Origin of the sequence: Pseudactinotalea sp. (genome assembly GCF_048594945.1) — a bacterium.
GTDB lineage: Bacteria > Actinomycetota > Actinomycetes > Actinomycetales > Beutenbergiaceae > Pseudactinotalea.
This window is the reverse complement of sequence record NZ_JBMDXJ010000280.1, coordinates 25,074-42,369: the sequence shown is the minus strand read 5'-3', so window position 1 is coordinate 42,369 and position 17,296 is coordinate 25,074. Positions and strand designations below refer to the sequence as shown.

The 17,296-nt window shown below is 69.8% G+C and carries 17 protein-coding genes and 1 pseudogene; 14 read left to right on the top strand and 4 right to left on the bottom strand.

Going from position 1 to position 17,296, the window contains the following annotated elements; genetic code table 11:
• The 4 genes from ACOJSN_RS12265 to ACOJSN_RS12250 form a co-directional block, all read left to right on the top strand.
• Positions 1-732: hypothetical protein (locus tag ACOJSN_RS12265; protein WP_420112783.1), on the top strand; the 732-nt coding region annotated here is incomplete at its 5' end.
• A gap of 153 nt (positions 733-885) precedes the next feature.
• Entirely contained in the window at positions 886-1,239 is a 354-nt protein-coding gene (locus ACOJSN_RS12260; RefSeq protein ID WP_420112782.1) for a DUF6507 family protein, read from the top strand.
• Entirely contained in the window at positions 1,233-2,045 is an 813-nt protein-coding gene (locus tag ACOJSN_RS12255; protein WP_420112781.1) for a hypothetical protein, read from the top strand. The genes ACOJSN_RS12260 and ACOJSN_RS12255 overlap by 7 nt, the downstream gene beginning before the upstream one ends.
• A gap of 19 nt (positions 2,046-2,064) precedes the next feature.
• Positions 2,065-3,936, top strand: coding sequence for an alpha/beta hydrolase (locus ACOJSN_RS12250; protein ID WP_420112780.1), 1,872 nt, complete (start codon positions 2,065-2,067; stop codon positions 3,934-3,936).
• Here ACOJSN_RS12250 and ACOJSN_RS12245 read toward each other — a convergent pair.
• On the bottom strand, positions 3,930-4,484 hold the full coding sequence (locus ACOJSN_RS12245; protein WP_420112779.1) for a GNAT family N-acetyltransferase: 555 nt from the start codon (positions 4,482-4,484) through the stop codon (positions 3,930-3,932). The two genes, ACOJSN_RS12250 and ACOJSN_RS12245, sit on opposite strands and share 7 nt — an antisense overlap.
• Before the next feature lie 74 nt (positions 4,485-4,558).
• Here ACOJSN_RS12245 and ACOJSN_RS12240 point away from each other — a divergent pair, with 74 nt between their 5' ends.
• Both ACOJSN_RS12240 and ACOJSN_RS12235 read left to right on the top strand, forming a co-directional pair.
• Entirely contained in the window at positions 4,559-5,029 is a 471-nt protein-coding gene (locus ACOJSN_RS12240; protein WP_420112778.1) for an aminoacyl-tRNA deacylase, read from the top strand.
• 63 nt (positions 5,030-5,092) lie between these two features.
• The gene (locus ACOJSN_RS12235; RefSeq protein ID WP_420112777.1) at positions 5,093-6,124 is read left to right on the top strand and encodes a DNA polymerase IV; all 1,032 of its coding nucleotides are present in this window, start codon (positions 5,093-5,095) and stop codon (positions 6,122-6,124) included.
• A gap of 6 nt (positions 6,125-6,130) precedes the next feature.
• Here the strand turns inward: ACOJSN_RS12235 and ACOJSN_RS12230 are convergent, their stop codons facing one another.
• The gene (locus ACOJSN_RS12230; protein ID WP_420112776.1) at positions 6,131-7,000 is read right to left on the bottom strand and encodes a VanW family protein; all 870 of its coding nucleotides are present in this window, start codon (positions 6,998-7,000) and stop codon (positions 6,131-6,133) included.
• Positions 6,894-7,337: pseudogene (locus ACOJSN_RS12225) on the bottom strand (DUF664 domain-containing protein); the annotation flags it as partial. The pseudogene ACOJSN_RS12225 and the gene ACOJSN_RS12230, both read right to left, overlap by 107 nt.
• A 49-nt stretch (positions 7,338-7,386) precedes the next feature.
• On the opposite strand from ACOJSN_RS12225, the gene ACOJSN_RS12220 reads away from it, so the two are divergent.
• The 8 genes from ACOJSN_RS12220 to ACOJSN_RS12185 all read left to right on the top strand — a co-directional run bounded on the left by ACOJSN_RS12220 (position 7,387) and on the right by ACOJSN_RS12185 (position 16,954).
• Positions 7,387-8,562, top strand: coding sequence for an ROK family protein (locus ACOJSN_RS12220; protein WP_420112775.1), 1,176 nt, complete (start codon positions 7,387-7,389; stop codon positions 8,560-8,562).
• A gap of 182 nt (positions 8,563-8,744) precedes the next feature.
• A complete protein-coding gene (locus ACOJSN_RS12215) occupies positions 8,745-9,410 on the top strand; it encodes a YesL family protein (RefSeq protein ID WP_420112774.1) in 666 nt (221 codons plus the stop codon).
• Between the two features lie 27 nt (positions 9,411-9,437).
• Positions 9,438-10,991, top strand: a complete 1,554-nt coding sequence (locus ACOJSN_RS12210) for an extracellular solute-binding protein (RefSeq protein WP_420112773.1) — start codon at positions 9,438-9,440, stop codon at positions 10,989-10,991.
• An 83-nt stretch (positions 10,992-11,074) separates the two neighbouring features.
• Positions 11,075-12,052 (top strand): ABC transporter permease, encoded by a 978-nt coding sequence (locus tag ACOJSN_RS12205; protein ID WP_420112772.1) that lies wholly within the window; start codon positions 11,075-11,077, stop codon positions 12,050-12,052.
• The gene (locus tag ACOJSN_RS12200) at positions 12,052-12,936 is read left to right on the top strand and encodes a carbohydrate ABC transporter permease (protein ID WP_420112771.1); all 885 of its coding nucleotides are present in this window, start codon (positions 12,052-12,054) and stop codon (positions 12,934-12,936) included. Before ACOJSN_RS12205 ends, ACOJSN_RS12200 begins: the two co-directional genes overlap by 1 nt.
• A 3-nt stretch (positions 12,937-12,939) precedes the next feature.
• On the top strand, positions 12,940-13,602 hold the full coding sequence (locus ACOJSN_RS12195; RefSeq protein ID WP_420112770.1) for a rhamnogalacturonan acetylesterase: 663 nt from the start codon (positions 12,940-12,942) through the stop codon (positions 13,600-13,602).
• A complete protein-coding gene (locus ACOJSN_RS12190; RefSeq protein ID WP_420112769.1) occupies positions 13,599-14,267 on the top strand; it encodes a DUF1961 family protein in 669 nt (222 codons plus the stop codon). Before ACOJSN_RS12195 ends, ACOJSN_RS12190 begins: the two co-directional genes overlap by 4 nt.
• A 65-nt stretch (positions 14,268-14,332) precedes the next feature.
• Positions 14,333-16,954 (top strand): Tat pathway signal sequence domain protein, encoded by a 2,622-nt coding sequence (locus ACOJSN_RS12185; RefSeq protein ID WP_420112768.1) that lies wholly within the window; start codon positions 14,333-14,335, stop codon positions 16,952-16,954.
• A 6-nt stretch (positions 16,955-16,960) separates the two neighbouring features.
• On the opposite strand, the gene ACOJSN_RS12180 is transcribed toward ACOJSN_RS12185, so the two are convergent.
• A complete protein-coding gene (locus ACOJSN_RS12180) occupies positions 16,961-17,275 on the bottom strand; it encodes a hypothetical protein (RefSeq protein ID WP_420112767.1) in 315 nt (104 codons plus the stop codon).
• Positions 17,276-17,296: the final 21 nt, after the last annotated feature.

Here is a 17,296-nt window from a genome sequence, read left to right as displayed (position 1 = left end):
GGCGCGACGCTCGACGTGGTGCGGTCGCTGGTGATCGAGACAGGTGAGCGCGAGGGCGCATTCGAGCTGTTGGCCGGGTGGCCGTTCCTCGTACTCGTGGTGCTGGCTCTGATCGCCGGCGCGGGCGTGCACGGCGCGGCCACGCGTGTGACCTCGGAAGCGGCGGCGTCGGCGCTGCGATTCGCGACCGCGGCCGTGGGGCTCAGCATCGGGCTGGTGGCGTTCGCGTCTCGATGGACACCACCGCAGGTGGTGGGCACACGCACCGAGTACTTCGGGACGCAGGCGCGTGACTGGGGCCTGCTCGAGTGGCTCGCCTACTGGGCGCCCGTGTGGTTGCCCGCGCTCGCCGGCGCGGTGGCGATCGTGACGACGGTGATGAGCGCGTCGCTCATCGTGCGCCGGATCCACTCGCAGGAGCGCACGGAGGAGGTGCTGCGGAACGGGATCCATGTCAGCGGTCACGTGTCGCACGTGCGCGCCGGGGAGGATGACGGCAAGGGACGCTGCCAGGTCAGATTCACGGTGACGTACCTGGACCGGACCGGCCAGCGCCGGTGGGTGGAGAAGACGGCCGAGATGTACACCGACGAGGTTCCCGAGATCGATGGCCCCGCCGAGATCTGGTACGACGGCGAGCGGCTCAACGACACCGGCCGGATGGCGATCGACGTGGCGGTGATCCGCGGTCCACGTGCCGACCGGGTGGCGAAGGAGAAGGACGAGAGCTGACGCCAGCGTTGCCGACCTTCCAGGATGCCGCGTCCTGCGCGTGCCCGTAACCGCGCTTTTCGCGGTTGTGCGCGGAAGCGTTGCCCATCGACTGCGGGCATCCTCACGCGCGATCCTGTGGTCTGTCAGGGGACCGAGGGTGAGGAGATCGCAGTGACCGGTTGGAGCGTCGACGCCCCGGGAGTCCGCACGTGGCTCGGGACGCTGGAGACCAACGTCAGTGACCTGCGCAGCGCAGTCGATGACGCCGAAGAGGCGTTCGACGGCGTCTCGGGCGCCTTGCAGGGTCCGGTCGCCGCTGCCTTCAGGACCTTTGCGGCGACGCGACGCGACGCGCCCGCCGAGCTCGTGACGGTCGTCGACAACGCCGTGGGCGCCGCCGTCGGGTCGGTCGCCGCGCTCAGCATCGGGAACGAGGACATGGCCGAGGAGCTCCGCGCCGGCCGTGTCCGCACCGCCGACGGCTGGTCGTACGTGGGCATGCCGCCGGGTGTGACCCCATGGTGATGGGTGCGGCGATGCTCGACGGCGGTGGGCTGGGTGTGCTTCCTGGCCTCGCTGATCTGCCTGCGGTCGACACCGATGCGGCACTGCTGCTGGAGCACGCCGACGCGTTGCGGCGCGTGGGGCGGCGGGTGCAGTCTGCTACCGAGGGCACCTCGGGTACATGGGACAGGTTCCGTGACCTGCTCGTGGCCCCGTGGGCGGAACCGCTGCACTCCCAGCTGCGACCCGTGGCGGCAAGCAGCCACGAGACTGCCACCGCGATGGCGGTAGCGGGTCAGGCGCTGGCGGAGTTCGCGGCGGAGGTGCGCGTGCTCCAGACCGAGCGCGCGGCGCTCGAGCAACGGATCCTGATCGCGCAGGCGGGCGGACTCGACGTGGATCCGGCGGGTCCGCAGGTCGACGCGCTCCGGTGTGATGTGGCGGCCTTCGCCAGGCGGGTCACGGCCGCGGAGGAGGCGTGCGTCTCTGCGCTGCAGGCTTCCGGTCGCGCGGCGCTTCCCTACCGCCGACCGGACCCGGTCTCGCTGAGTCCGCAGCTATGGGAACGGTGCACGGGAATCCCTCGGGCAGATCAGGCACGAGACGACACGGCGCTGACGCTCAGCGAGGCGCCACGAACGGTGATCGACGTCGACCGCTGCACTGGCATCCCGCAGGCGTACGGCTCAGGTGAGCAGCCGACCTACCTCGGCACACAGACCTGGAACGACTGGCCGCGATGCACCGGCATCCCGACCCCAGGACCGCAGGACCTCGGCATGCCGACACCGACCTTCACGACCGGGCCACCGTGCCCGCGCCCTTGACCCACACAGGAGGCGACCGATGGTTGTGAGTTCCATGATGATCACCGACGGCGGTGGTGGCGGTGTGCTGCCGTCGCTGGCCGACCTCCCGGCGGTCGACACCGATGCGGCCGCGCTGCTCGAGGCGGCTGAGCTGATGGCGGCTGCGGGTGGCGGACTGCGCTCAAGGGCCGAGGAGACCGGTGGCACCTGGGACACCCTGCCTGCTGTGTACACGGCGAGCGGTACCGAGCCGCTCTACTCCCAGCTCCAACCTCTGGTGACCCGGGGCGACAGCATGGCGACGGCGCTGACCACGGCGGGTGACGCACTCCGGGAGTTCGCGATCGCCGTCGGTGCGTTCAGGTTCGACCACCAGGACCTCACGAGCCGCATCACCTCCGTGCGGTCGCGGTACTGGGAGACCGAGCCGGACTCGTGGGAGCGCTCGATGATCCTCACGGAGATCGAGACGCTCCGCGGCGACATCTCCTCGTTCGCCGGCCGCGTCGAGATCGCCGAGGAGACGTGCGCCGATGCGCTGGCAGCCATCCGGGGAGGGTTCGCCACGGGAGTCAGCCGCACCGTCGCCGCCTCAGGCACCTCGTACGTGACGGCGCTCGACGCCGCGGTTGGCGACAGCGTGCTGGACCAGCTCGAGCAACTCGCGCAGATGACGCCGGAGGATGCTGCCGCCTGGCTGGCCGCGCACCCGGAGTTCGCCGATGCCCTCGCCGCCAGTCCGCCACCGGCGGAGGAGGTCAACGCGTGGTGGCTGACCCTCGGTGACCCGGTCGCCGGCGACGACGGCACCAACGATCCGAACGCGCTTCAGCTGGCGCTGATCACCGCGATGCCTTCAGTGATCGGGAACCTCAACGGTGTGCCGTACTGGGGCCGCAGCGACGCCAACGTGATGGCGCTCGACATCGAGATCGCCGAGGCGTACGAGGTGATGATGAACCCGCCAGCCGGCGTCACGCCGAACATCCGCTCCAGCGAGGAGATGGAGGCCTGGGAGCGCTGGCGCGCGCTACGGGCGATTGCCGACGCGCTCAAGAACGGCGGCCCCACGTACGACATGGGCAGCTATCAGCTCATCGAGCTCAACCTGGAGGCGCACCCGCCGCTCGCGGCGATCTCCTCCGGCAACCTCGACGACGCCGACTACGCCACGTTCGTCGTGCCGGGCATGAACACCACCGTCGAGAACGGCATGGAGGGGCTGGTGAACAACGCCGATGCACTGGCCCTGGCGCAGCAGAACCAGCTCGGGCCGGAGGGCGGGAACGTCGCCGTGGTCGCCTGGATCGGTTACGAGACGCCCGGATACCTCACGGTGTTCGGCAACGACCACGCCGAGGCTGGTGCCACCGCGCTGGAGAACACACTGGGCGGGTACAACGGGACGGTCTCGAGTGACACGCACCTCAACCTGCTGCTGCACTCCTACGGCAGCACCACCGGCACGCTCGCGGTCAGTCAGGGCGACTACCAGGTCGATGACGTCATCGCGATCAACTCGCCGGGCGTGATCGTCGAGGACGCCGGCCAGATGAACGCCGACCAGGTCTGGGCGGCCACTCCGCCGGACGACATGGTGGTGGACGTGGGGAACCTCTCCTGGGAGCACCCCCACCTGCCTCGCGACCCTGACTTCGGAGCCCACTGGTACGAGGTCCCCGACACCACCGGCAACAGCATCGACGCCCACGGCCTCGAGCATCACTTCCTCGATGAGAACGACCAGCCGTACGGTCCGTCGTCGGGTGACCCGGGGCAGGCGCTGCAGCAGATCGTGGACATCACGCTCGGGAACGATGACGAGGTGCAGATGCAGGACCCGGATGACTGGCAGGAGCAGCACGACCAGTACATCCCGCAGATGCCCACGGAGCCCGGCTACTACTGAGATGTCTCGGTGGCGTCGAAGGCAGCCTGGACCGCAGCCGGGTAGGTGACCGCACCCGGGATCCGCCGGTAGTGAGTGAGCGGGTGGAGCCGGCCCGCCTCGCGTGGCGCCCAGTCGGGCAGCGGGAGCGTCACGCCGTGCTCGCGGGCATCCTCGAATCCCAGCCGTGAGTAATACGCGGGCGAGCCCTCCAGCACGACGAACGGTTCGCCGTCGGCGTCAACGGCCGCGACGGCGGCCTCGACCAAGGCGCGGCCGATCCCTTGGCGTTGCCGGTCTGGTGCGACCGCCAGCGGGCTGAGGCTCGGGATCTCGACCACGGTCTCGTCCGGCTGCTCGAGGAGTGCCGTGCCGATCATGACGTGCCCGACCACGTCCTCGCCGTCGACCGCGACGAAGCACCACGCCGGTCGGTAGTGGGTCGTCGCACGCAGGGCGGCGGGAAGGTCGCCGTGGCTGGGGCGATCGAACGCGGCGGCGTTGACGGCGGCGATCGCGGCGACCTCGGCGGGGTCGTTCGGGCATTCGGGCCTAATGGCGATGCTCATGGCCCGAGTCTGAGCGTGCGGCCACGCACTGTCACGGGCTTTGCGGGCAGGCTGTGCCGCGTAGGCTCGCTGAGGTGAGCGACACCGATGGCCTGAGTCGGGTCCGTGCCGACGCGCAGGCGCGGGGCATCCCGATCGAGATCCGGGAGCGCCCGGCCGCCAGATCGCTCGAGGAAGCCGCCGCGATCCTGGGGATCGAGCCGCGGGAGATCGCGAAGTCGATCGTCATGCGCGCCGGAAGCGACCAGTACCTGTTCGCGATCGTGCCCGGGGACGCCTCGGTCTTGTTCGCGAAGGTGCGCGCACTGCTCGGTGTCAACAAGCTCAAGTTCCCCTCAGCGGACGAGGTGTTCGCCGCCGTCGGGTACGAGCGCGGCACCATCACGCCGCTCGGCAGCGTGCAGCCGCTGCCGGTGTACGTGGACTCCTCGTTGACCGGTCGCCGCGTCTCGATGGGTGCGGGGGCGCACGGGTACAGCGTGTTCGTCGAGGTCGACGACCTCGTGCGCGGGCTTGACGCCGTGGTGGCCGACATCGCGGGCTGACGCGTGCTGCTCGCGCGGGCCTATCAGGACCTGCGATACATCGTCTCGACGTAGCCTGGCGACATGGTGGCGTGGTGGCTGTTCCACGTCGACCTCGACCAGTTCCTCGCGGCGGTCGAGATCCGGCGGAACCCGGCGCTCGCGGGCAAGGCCGTGGTGGTCGGCGGCGACGGCGACCCCACCCGACCGAGGCAGGTCGTCGCCACAGCCACCTACGAGGCTCGTGCGCTCGGCGTGCACAGCGGGATGCCGCTGCGGGCAGCGCTGCGGAAGGCGCCCGACGCGGTGTTCCTGCCCAGCGACCACCCCACCTACGAGGCAGCCTCGCTCGAGGTGATGGAGGTGCTGCGATCCTTCGGCCACCCGGTCGAGGTGTGGGGCTGGGACGAGGCGTTTCTCGGTGCCGAGGTCGAGGACCCATTCGCTCTCGCGGGCGAGATCCGCGCCCGGGTGAGCCGGGAGACCGGGCTGAGCTGCGCCGTCGGGATCGGGGACACGAAGGAACGGGCGAAGATGGCGACGTCGTTCGGCAAGCCCGGCGGCGTGTTCCGGCTCTCGCGCGAGAACTGGTGGGAGCTGATGGGGGCGCGGCCGGCGCGCGACCTCTGGGGGATCGGCGCGCGCACAGCCGCCAAGCTCAGCGAGCACGGGATCGCCACCATCGCCGATCTCGGCCACGCCGATCCGGAGGCGCTCGCCGGCTGGTTCGGCCCCACGATCGGGCCGGGTCTGCGGCAGCTCGCCCGCGGCGGCGCAAGCCGAGAGATCACCACTGAGCCCTGGGTGCGCAAGTCGCTCAGCAAGCAGGTCACCTACCCTGCCGACCTCGTCACCCGTGAGGAGATCACGACGGCGGTGCTCGCCCTGGTTGCCGACGTCCACTCCCTGCTTCTCGACGAGGGGCGCATCGCGACCCACGTGGGCGTGACCGTGCGGACCGCGACCTTCTTCACGCGGACGAAGACCGCGAGAATCTCGGAACCGACGACGGACCTCGCTGCATTGCGGGAGCGAGCCGAGGTGGTGCTCGGCCGGTTCGAGCTCGACCGGCCCGTCCGGCTGCTCGGCGTCCGGTTCGATCTCGCCGATCCCTAGCGGGGGTCAGACCGGGTCGAGCGGCAGGCGCACCGGCCCGGCGCCGAGGAACGGCTCGTACATCATGAGGGCGTGGTTCTCGGCCACGAGCTCATCGGCGATCTCGAGGCCGTCGAGGTCGAGCACCGTGCGGCGCAGCACGTTGTGGCGGGTGTGCACGCCGGGGGAGTCGTTCGCGATCCGGTGCGCAGCCTCATAGACCCGGTACCGGTGGAGCGGGGCAGCATCGCTGGACCAGGAGCCCCGCAGCTCCTGATCGACCACCGCCACCGAGAGCCGGAAGGCGTGAGCGGTGCGGTTCTCGATCTGCAGGTCCAGGGACGGCCACGCGCACGTCGCACCGCTGGCGAACGGGAGCGTGCGACCGGAGTCGGGGAATACGTCGTAGGAGTGACGCCACCGCTCCACCACCGTCAGCGGGGTGTGCAGAGTCATCCAGTACAGAAGGTTGGTGAGTTGACACAGCCCGCCACCGACGCCTGAGATGACCCGGCCCTGACTGAGCACGACCCCGGGCAGGTAGCCGCGCCTCGCCGTCGGCCGCCCGACCTGGAACCAGAACGAGAGCCGCTGACCGGGCCGCAGCACGCGGCCGTCGAGACGGTCGGCCGCGAGCGCAAGATTCGTCTCCTTGGAGACCTGCAGCGCAGCATCGACACCGGCGAGCACACGGCGGGTGGGACTGGCGTGCTGGGCGACGAGATGCTCGAACAGCTCCGGCGCCTCGACTCTCAGCTGAAGCGCTGATCTGCGCCGTTGCCAGTCGACCTCACGGCGGATCCGGCGGACGGCAGCGCCCGCGGTACTGCGGGCGGCGGTGGCGAGGTGGGCCGTAGCGGCGACCGCGCCTCTGGTGTCCTGCCAGCCCCCTTGCATACCGGCATCCTAGGTTTCCTCGGGTCAGGGCGGCGGCCCCTTGTCCGACGCGCCCGTCGATGCACTCGCGGAGCAGATAGGCGTGGCCGCAGTGGCGCGCGTACTCCTCGATGCGGTGGGCCTAGATCTCGTGCATCGCGACCTGGTCCTCGCCCACCCGGGAGCCGAGGTCGACGTGCTCGAGCAGCAGTGCATCCGTGGTCCGCTGCTCGCGCTCGAGCCGCGGTTCGCGCCGCTCGGGGCGAACCAGCCGCGCTCGGGCGGCGAGATGTCGCACCAGCCCGAGTAATGACATCGTCGACGGCGGCACCGAACGGCGGGCCAGCTGCTCCGGCTCGCGGCTCCGGCGCAGCAAGGGAGATTCGGGACGCGACTAGGGTTCGGGTGTGGTGGAGCGAGCGGCCGACGGCGTGCGGCAGCGCAACCTGTCCACCGTGCTGCGGCTGATCCACCTGGAGGGCCCGCAGTCGCGTTCCCAGCTCACGTCGCGGACCGGACTGAACCGGTCGACTGTTGCCGCGCTCGCGGGCGAGCTCGTGGAGCTCGGGCTCGCGCAGGAGCGGGCACCGGTCGAGACGAACCGGGTGGGGCGCCCGTCGCCGGTGGTGTCGGTGCACCCCGGCGTGACCGCGGTGGCGGTCAACCCGGAGGTCGACGCCGTCACGAGTGCCGCCGTCGGTCTGGGCGGGCAGGTCGTGACCCGCGAGCGGGTGGAGCTGGACTCGGTGGTCGGGCCCGAGCAGACGGCGGAACTCACCCGGTCGGTCATCTCACGCTGGCACGATCACGAGCTCGACGGCGTCCCACCGGTGGGCATCGGTCTCGCCGTGCCCGGGCTGGTCCGGGCGGCCGACGGTCTCGTGCGGCTGGCGCCGCACCTGGAGTGGCGCGATGCGCCGGTGCGAGATCTGGTGCAGTCGGCGACCGGCCTGCCGGTGGTGATCGGCAACGACGCGAGCCTCGGCGCTGTCGCTGAGCACCGGTTCGGAGCGGGGCGCGGTGTCGACGACCTCGTCTACCTCAACGGCGGCGCGAGCGGCATCGGCGGCGGGCTGGTGGTGGCCGGCCACGCGGTGACCGGCGCAGGCGGTTACGCAGGTGAGTTCGGTCAGAACCGGCCGGGAATCACCCACGCTGCTGATCGCCGCGGCGGGTCTGGCGCCGGGGTGCTCGAGGACGAGGTGAGCCGGGCCCGGCTGCTCGAGGCGGTCGGCCTGCAGGCGGCGGACGAGCCCAGGCTTGCCGCCGCCATCGCCGCGGCATCCGATCATGTGGTGGATGCCGAGGTCGACCGCCAACGACGCATCCTCGCCACCGCCCTCGCCAACGCCGTCAACGTGCTCAACCCCTCGGTGGCGATCCTCGGTGGCTTCCTGGCGACCCTCGCCGAACGCGACCTGGACGGCCTGGTGAGCGCCGTCGTCGAGCAGGCGATGCCTGGCGTCGCCGACGATCTCGAGGTACGGGTGGCAGCACTCGGGGAGGACCGGCTGCTGATCGGAGCAGCGGAGGCCGCGTTCGCGGCGCTGCTGGCGGATCCGCTGGTGGTCCAGACCCGCTGACCTCTGGCCCGGCTGTGCCGGTCCCGCCATGATCTCGGATCACCTCGAATCGCAGCGCGCGTCACGGCGCTTGACGCCGGCCGCTGGCGGATGTACGGTCGTGAATCCATTCAATGAATCGTTGCCACTGCCGGCAGCGATGCGCGACACATGTCGACGACGATGCGAGGGAGCGCCCCGGGGTGAGTACAGACACCATGCCGCGGAAAGCGGTTGCCAACGGCGCTCGGCTGCCCGGCGGCCGGCTCTACGACGCCGCCGAGCTGCTCGGCTGGCTCGCCGGGCTGAATCTGCTGATCGTCGCGTTCACGATCGCGGGCGGAGTAGTGATCGGGCTCGCACCGGCGCTGGTGGCGGCGGCGAGCGTGTCGCGGGCGCGCGTGCGCGGCGATGCGCAGCCGCTGCTGCGCACGTTCGCCGCGGTGTGGCGGCGTGAGCTGTGGCGGGCCAACGCCGTACTGGCCCCGTTCGCCGTGATCGCGCTCCTGCTCGGCGCCAACCTCTACGCCTTCGGCCCGGGCGGCGGTGTGCTGGTGGTGCTGCTCTGGGTCGCGCTCGCGGTGGTCGGCCTGGCTGCCACGTTCGCGATGACGATGTACACGCACTACGACCTGCCCGTGCGCCGGTACGCGCGCACGGCAGTGCGCTATCTGCTGCACGACCTGCCGGCCGCCGCGCTCGTCGCCGTGGTCACGGTGCTCGCAGTCCTTGCCACCCGCTTCGTTCCCGGCCTGCTGCCGGTACTGACGATCGCGGCGTGGATCCACGCCGTGACAGCGATCTGCGTCTCGTGCTATGCGCGCAACGACCGCCTGGTCGAGGCGGGCGCCACCACTTCCCCCGAGTGACCTTCACTCACCACGAAAGGAACACCTATGAGAATGCGACGGATCGCTCCGATCGCCGCTGCTGTGGCCGGTGCGCTGGTGCTCACCGCGTGCAGCGGCGGTGGCGACGGTGACGGCGACGGAGGCAACGGAGGTGGCGACGGTGCCGCACTCGAGAGCCTCACGATCATGGCGCCGTACTTCGCCGAGGTGCCACCTGAGAGCGACGACCCGGTCGGCACCGCGCTGAGCGAGGTCGCCGGGGTGCCGCTCGAGATCCAGTGGGTGCCGAACTCGGCCTACGGCGAGCGCATCAACACCGTGCTGGCCGGTGACGACATCCCCGACGTCATGGTGATCACCGGCAAGGACCAGGGATTTGTGTCCACCGCACTCGCCGGCGGCTTCTGGGACCTCACGGAGTACCTGCAGTCCGGTGACTACCCCAACCTGGTCTCCGAGAACCCCGATGTCGAGCTCGCCTCGGGCGTCAACGGCCAGATCTTCGGTGTCTACCGGGCGCGTGACGTGATCCGCGCCAGCGTGATCCTCCGGCAGGACTGGCTCGACAACCTGGGCCTGGAGCTGCCCGAGACAACCGACGACCTGTATGAGATCGCTCGAGCCTTCACCGAGGACGACCCGGATGGCAACGGCGAGGACGACACCTACGGCATGATCGCGCCGCAGTGGCCGGGCGGCATCGGCTCCAACAGCCCGTACGACACCATCGACGTCTGGTACGGCTCCGGCAACATGTGGCGCGACGACGGCGGCGAGCTGATCCCGGCCTTCACCACGCCGGAGTGGCGCGAGGCCGTGGAGTTCGAGCGCGACCTCGTGCAGAACGGTTACGTCAACCCTGACTACGCCACGATGGACCCCGCCACCTGGAACGAGCCGTTCCTGAACGGCGACGGCGGGATCATCCTCGACGTCCAGTCCCGAGCCACTCAGCTCGCCGATCTGTTCGAGCAGCAGGAGGAGGGCAGTGCCGCCGACAAGGTCGCGCTCGCCGGCCAGCTGAGCGGCCCGAACGGCACGTTCGCGCTCCCCACCACCGGGTACGCCGGATTCCTCGCGATCCCGCGGTCGTCGATCCAGACCGAGGAGCAGCTCGAGCAGGTGCTGCAGATGCTCAACGACCTCAACACCACCGAGGCGCAGAACCTCATGAACCACGGCATCGAGGGCGACAACTTCACGGTCGAGGACGGCTACGCCGTCTTCAACCCGGAGCGGCAGGACTTCACCGATCAGGTCACGGGCGCCTGGGCGCAGCTCGGCATGAACGTCGCCGGCTACAACGCCTACCCGATCCAGCCGCGGACCGAGTTCCTCGGCGAGCTCGGCGACCTGCGCCTGCAGCTGCAGGACGAGGATCTGGCGAACGCCGTGTTCAACCCCGCGGCCGGGCTGGTCTCGGACACCTACACGACCACCGGCACCCAGCTCGACAACATCATCGGTGACGCCCGCATCCAGTATCTCGCGGGCCAGATCGACGAGGCGGGGCTGGACGAGGCCGTCGAGCGGTGGCGGACCACCGGCGGCGACCAGGTGACCACGGAGATCAACGAGCTGTACAGCCAGCTCGGCTGAGTGACCCCCTGCGGGGCCCGGCTCCTCCCGGGCCCCGCACGGTTGCTGCCCTGCTGCCTCAACCTGCACGTGAAGGAGGGATCGTGACCTCAGCCACCGCTGACGTCGAAGCCGTCGAGGACGGTGCTCTGGTGCGGCCGGAGCCGCCGCCGAACCGCCGCAATCTGGTGGGCAACCTGGTGCGCTACCGGTGGCTGTTCCTGCTGCTGGCGCCGGGCGTGCTGTACTTCGTGCTGTTCCGGTTCTGGCCGATGTACGGGGCGCAGATCGCGTTCCGCAACTACATCCCGTTCCTGGGCATCGAGGGCAGCGAGTGGGTGGGGTGGGCGCACTTCGAGAGCTTCTTCTCGAATCCGGACTTCCCGAGAATCCTGGGGAACACGCTGATCCTGGCGGCGCTGGGGTTGTTCATCGCGTTCCCGCTGACGATCGTGCTGGCGCTGCTGCTGAACGAGGTGCGTCTGCAGATCCTCAAGCGCACGGTGCAGACGCTGGTCTACATCCCGCACTTCCTGTCCTGGACCGTGGTGGTCTCGCTCACCGGGCTGCTGTTCGCGGTGGGCAACGGCCCGTTGTGGACGGCGATCAACGACCTGCTTAGCACCAACACGAACTTCCTGGCAGACCCGGACTGGTTCCGGCCGTTGATCCTGCTGCAAACAGTGTGGAAGAGCACCGGGTGGGGAACCATCATCTTCCTCGCCGCCCTGGCAAGCGTGGACCAGGAGCAGTACGAGGCGGCGATCATCGATGGTGCGGGCCGTTGGCAGCGAGTCTGGCACGTGACGCTGCCGGCGATCCGTTCCACGATCGTGGTGCTGCTGATCCTGCAGACCGGAAACGTGCTGGACACCGGGTTCGAGCAGATCTATCTGATGTCGAACGCGCTCAACCGGTCCGTGGCGGATGTGTTCGACACGTATGTCTACTTCACGGGCATCCAGCAGGGTGCCTACTCCTACTCGACGGCGGTCGGGCTGGCCAAGGCGATCGTGGGTCTGATCCTGATCTTCGGGACCAACGCCCTGGCCAAGAAGATGAAGCAGCCGGGGATCTTCTGATGGACAAGCGCACCTACCAACGCTTCAACACCGGCCCCGGCCGCGTCTTCGACGTCATCAACGCCGCGGTTCTGATCGGCATCGGTCTGCTCGCGCTGCTGCCGTTCCTGTACGTGCTCGCCGGATCGTTCGCGACCGAGCTGGAGATCACCACCCGCCCGTTCTTCCTGTGGCCGAACGAGATCACGACGGCGTCGTACGAGTCCATCCTGAGCTCGAGCGTCTTCGTGCGTGCGTTCGTCACCACAGTGCTGGTGACCACGGTGGGCACCTTGGTGCAGCTCTCGCTCACGGCGTTGATGGCATACCCGCTGTCGAAGATCGACCTACCGGGTCGGCGCACGATGATGAGCCTGATCGTCTTCTGCATGGTGTTCTCGGCGGGCATGATCCCGACGTTCCTGATCGTGAAGGAGCTCGGCCTGCTCAACTCCTACTGGGCGCTGATCCTGCCGATGGCGATCAACCCCTTCAGCTTGATCATCATCAAGAACTTCTTCCAGGAGCTGCCCAAGGAGCTGGAGGAGTCGGCGCGCATCGACGGCGCGAACGAGATGCGGATCCTGCGCAGCATCGTGGCGCCGCTCAGCAAGCCGGTGCTGGCGACGTTCGCGTTGTTCTACGCGGTCGGGCTGTGGAACGACTACATGTCGCCACTGCTGTACCTGGGCGACCAGGAGAAGTGGACCCTGCAGATGATCCTGCGCCAGGTGACCGCCTCGGCCACGCTGACCGCCGACGACATGAACTCCGACGTGCCGCCACCGGCGCAAGGCATCAAGTTCGCCGTCGTCATCGTGGCGACCATCCCGGTGCTGCTGGCCTACCCGTTCCTGCAGAAGCACTTCGCCAAGGGCATGCTCATCGGAAGCGTGAAGGGATAGCGCATGACGATCCACCTGGCCGGCGATTCCACCGTGGCGCCCGGCCCGCTCGACGGCTCGGGTGTGGCCGGGTGGGGCGCGGCGCTGCACCTGTTCGTGGACGACGAGGTGCACAACGAGGCGATCGGCGGCGCCACCACGGCGTCCTTCCGTGAGGAAGGTCGCTGGCAGCGTGTGATCGACGTGATCGAGCCCGATGAGCTCGTGGTCATCCAGTTCGGGCACAACGACCAGAATGAGCCCGAGACCCTGGCAGCGACCGGCGGGTACTCCGTGAACCTGCGTGCGTTCGTCGCGGAAGCGCGCCGCGCGGGTGGGGTCCCGGTGGTCGGCACCAGCGTGGAGCGCCGCCTGTTCGCTGACGACGGCGCGCTGCGGCTCTCGCACGGCCCGTACCCGGCCGCCGTGCGTGCGTTGGGCGCCGAGCTGGACGTGCCGGTCATCGAGCTGACGGGCTTCACCCGCTGGCTCTATACGTGGTTGGGCCAGGAGGAGTCCTGGCGGCTGTTCGGGCACGCCAACCCGGACACCGGGGCGCCCGACAACACCCACTTCGGCGCGCATGGCGCGAGGACCGTGGCGGCGTTCGTGGCGCAACAGCTCCGCGTCATCCGCGGCTTGGACGACCACGCGGAACCGCTCGGCGCCTGGTTCGCGCGACCGTGACGTACAGCAACCCCCTGGCGCGCGCCGCTGACCTCGACGGCTGGATAGCTGAAGGACCGGTCGGCGTTGAGCACGTCGACGGCGGCATGCGGCTGTTCAGCACCGCGGACGAGGCTGCATTGACCGCGGGCGGGCGTGGCGACCACGCGCACTGGACGCTCTGGTGCCCGGAGGTGTTCGGCCCGGACATCGAGATCGCGTGGGACTTCCGGCCGCTCGCGGGCGAGGGGCTGGCCATGCTGTTCTTCGCGGCATCGGGAACCGACGACCGCGGCCTGTTCGATCCTTCCCTGGCGCCGCGTACCGGCTACTACCCGCAGTACCACTCGGGCGATGTCCGGACCCTTCACGTGTCCTACTACCGGCGCAAGTGGCCCACCGAACGCCGCTTCCACACCTGCAACCTGCGCAAGAGTCCGGGGTTCCACCTGGTCGCGCAGGGTGCCGACCCGCTGCCACCGGTCGCGGACGTCGATGGCCACTACCGGATCCGTGTGACCAAGCGTGGCGCCGATGTGTCCTTCGCCATCGACGACCTCGAGCTGTTCCGGTGGCACGACGACGGCAGCGCCGGCGCGCCGCTCGGCGCCGGCCGCATCGGCTTCCGACAGATGTCTCCCCTGATCGCCCACTACCGCAACCTCGAGGTGACCCCGCTCTCATGACCCTGCACCCCACGGAGTTCTTCTCCTCCGCTGCGCTCCCCCGAACAACTCCGCGAGGACCCCGCATGAACCCGATCGACGTCCCGCTCCGCTGGATCGACGACGAGACCCCCGCCTACCTGCCCGCAGGCGCCACGTTAGGGGCGCCGCTGCCGCGCGGCGTCGTGACAGATCTGAGTGCGCTGGCCGTGGTCGACGAGGCAGGCGACCGTGTCCAGGCCCAGCTCTGGCCGTTGGCCACGTGGCCCGACGGCAGTGTCAAGTGGACCGGCATCGGGCTCGGGGCAGCCGTGGATCCGGCAGCCGGGTACCGGCTCGTGGACCGACCGGTCGGCTCGGTGCCCGGTGGCGACGCCGCGGTCCGTGTCGAGGAGCGTGCTGAGGCTGTGCTGCTCGACACCGGCGCCATGCGCGTGACCGTGCCCACGAGCGGGTCCGCGGTGGTGAGCGAGATCGCGATCGCCGGTGTGGTGGTCGGTACCGACGGGCGTCTGATCTCGAGCGTGCAGCAGTGCCCCGAGCCGAACCACGCGAGCCGGGACGTGGGAACGGGGGAGGTCGAGTCGGTCACGGTCGAGCAGACCGGGCCCGTGCGCGCCGTCGTGCGAGTTGAAGGCCGTCACCGCACCGAGTCCGGGAAGACCTGGCTCCCGTTCACCATCCGCCTGGTGGCCACCGCGGGTTCGACCCATCTCCGTGTGGTGCATTCCTTCACGTGGGATGGTGACGTCGAGAAGGACTTCCTGTCCTCGCTCGGCCTCAGCTTCGAGGTGCCGCTGCGTGCGGAGGCGCACGACCGGCACGTGCGCCTCGCCGGCGCCGGCGGCGGCCTGCTGCGCGAGGCGGTCCGCGGCCTCACGGGGCTACGGCGAGACCCGGGCGAGTCCGTACGGCAGGCGCAGCTACGCGGCGAGGCGACCGCTCCGCCGTCGACCTGGCAGCAGGACGTGGCGAGGCTCTCGCGATGGATCCCCACGTGGGAGGCATGGCGATTGCGGCAGCATGCCGCGAATGGCTTCACCGTGCACAAGCGCACCGACGCCACGCGGCCGTGGATCGGCGTGACCGAGGGGACCCGGTCCGACGGCGTCGGATACGTCGGCGATCCGGGCGGCGGGCTGGGTCTCGGGCTGACCGGGTTCTGGCAGTCGCACCCCACCGGCATCGATATCGACCGGGCAACAGGTGCGGCGGCCCGGCTCACGCTGTGGCTGTGGTCGCCGGACGCCGAGCCGATGGACCTGCGGTTCTACCACGACGGGCTGGGGCAGGACACCTACGCAGACCAGCTGGACGCCCTCGACATCACCTACGAGGACTACGAGCCGGGCTTCGGTGACGCGCACGGCATCGCCCGCACCCATGAGCTCGAGGTGATCGCCTACCCGGGCACGCCCTCGCTCGAGGGGTTGGCAGCGGACGTGGCGCACGTGGTGCAGCCGCCGCGGCTCGCGGTGACGCCCGAGGCGCTGCACGCTGCTCGGGTGCTGGGTGACTGGGACCTGCCGGACCACTCGACGCCGGCGCGGGCGCGGCTCGAACGGCGGCTCGCCGGGCTGCTCGACTTCTATGTGGGGCAGGTGGACCAGCGGTCCTGGTACGGGTTCTGGAACTACGGCGACCTCATGCACGCCTACGACGCGGACCGGCACACGTGGCGCTACGACGTGGGCGGGTACGCGTGGGACAACTCCGAGCTCTCGCCGGACCTGTGGCTGTGGACGGCGTTCTGCCGGACCGGGCGGGCGGACGTGTTCCGGCTCGCTGAGCGGCTCACGCGACACACCGGCGACGTGGACGTGTATCACGCGGGGCAGTGGAAGGGCCTGGGCACGCGGCACAACGTGCAGCACTGGGGCTGCAGCGCCAAGCAGCTGCGGATCAGCTCGCCCGCCTATCGCCGCCACCACTACCTGCTGACCGCCGACGAGCACTCGCGCGACCTCATGCTCGAGCTACGCGACTCCGATCAGACGTTCCTGGCGCTCGATCCGGTGCGCAAGGTGCGCCCGGACGCCGCGACCTATCGGCCCGAGCGTGGGGCGTTGGGCGTGGGGCTCGGCACCGACTGGAGCGCGCTCGCTGCCACGTGGCTCGCGGACTGGGAGATCACCGGCAACGAACGGTCGCGGGTCCGGCTGCTGGGCACGATGTCCGACATCGGCGCGATGCCGCACGGGTTCTTCACCGGCGAGGGGCTGTACAACCTGGATACCGGCCGGTTCGACGCCACCCGAGACCGGGTGGGTGCCTCGCACCTGTCGATCATGTTCGGGCTGGTGGAGATCTGCAGCGAGCTGGTGGATCTCGTGTCCGACGAGCAGGCGCCGGGCTTTCGGGATGCGTGGCTGCAGTACTGCCGGCTGTACCTCGGCACGCCCGAGGAGCAGGTCGCCGAGCTGGGGCGGGAGCACGACGGCGCCCCGTTCGAGCAGGCGCACTCCCGGATCCTGGCGTACGCCGCGAACCGGCTCGGCCGTGACGACCTCGCCGACCGCGCCTGGCAGGCGTTCTTCGTGGGCGGCGAGCGGATGCAGGGCGAGATCACGTGGGAGCGGATCGAGCCGCCTGCGGTGATGTCGCCGGTCGACGACGCCCCCACGCTCTGGACCAACGACGCCGCCCAGGGCAGCCTCGCCACGATGCAGTGCCTCGCCCTGATCGGGCATCGGCTCCCTGCCGAGTGAGTCGACTCAGATGTCGTCTTCGGCCACCGGGCCGCCTTCGCCCTCCCAGACCTCGAGGCGCTTGACCTTCGAGGCGCTGAACTTGCGACGGACGCCGTAGCCGCCCCGGTCGTCGTCGGGAAACAGCACCACCCCGAAGAAGAGCAACGCGTCGACGAGCCGCTCCTTCTCGTCGTCGGTGAGAGAGGCGCTGTGGCGTTCGAAACCGCGGAGCGTCTCCTTGGAGACACCCGCCCGCGCGGCGAGATGCGTGAGCGACACCTGGGTGAGAGCGCGCGCCGCCCTCGCCAGATCGGGCGTGAGGTCGGGCTGAGTCGCCATGCCTCTTTCTACCGTGCGGGC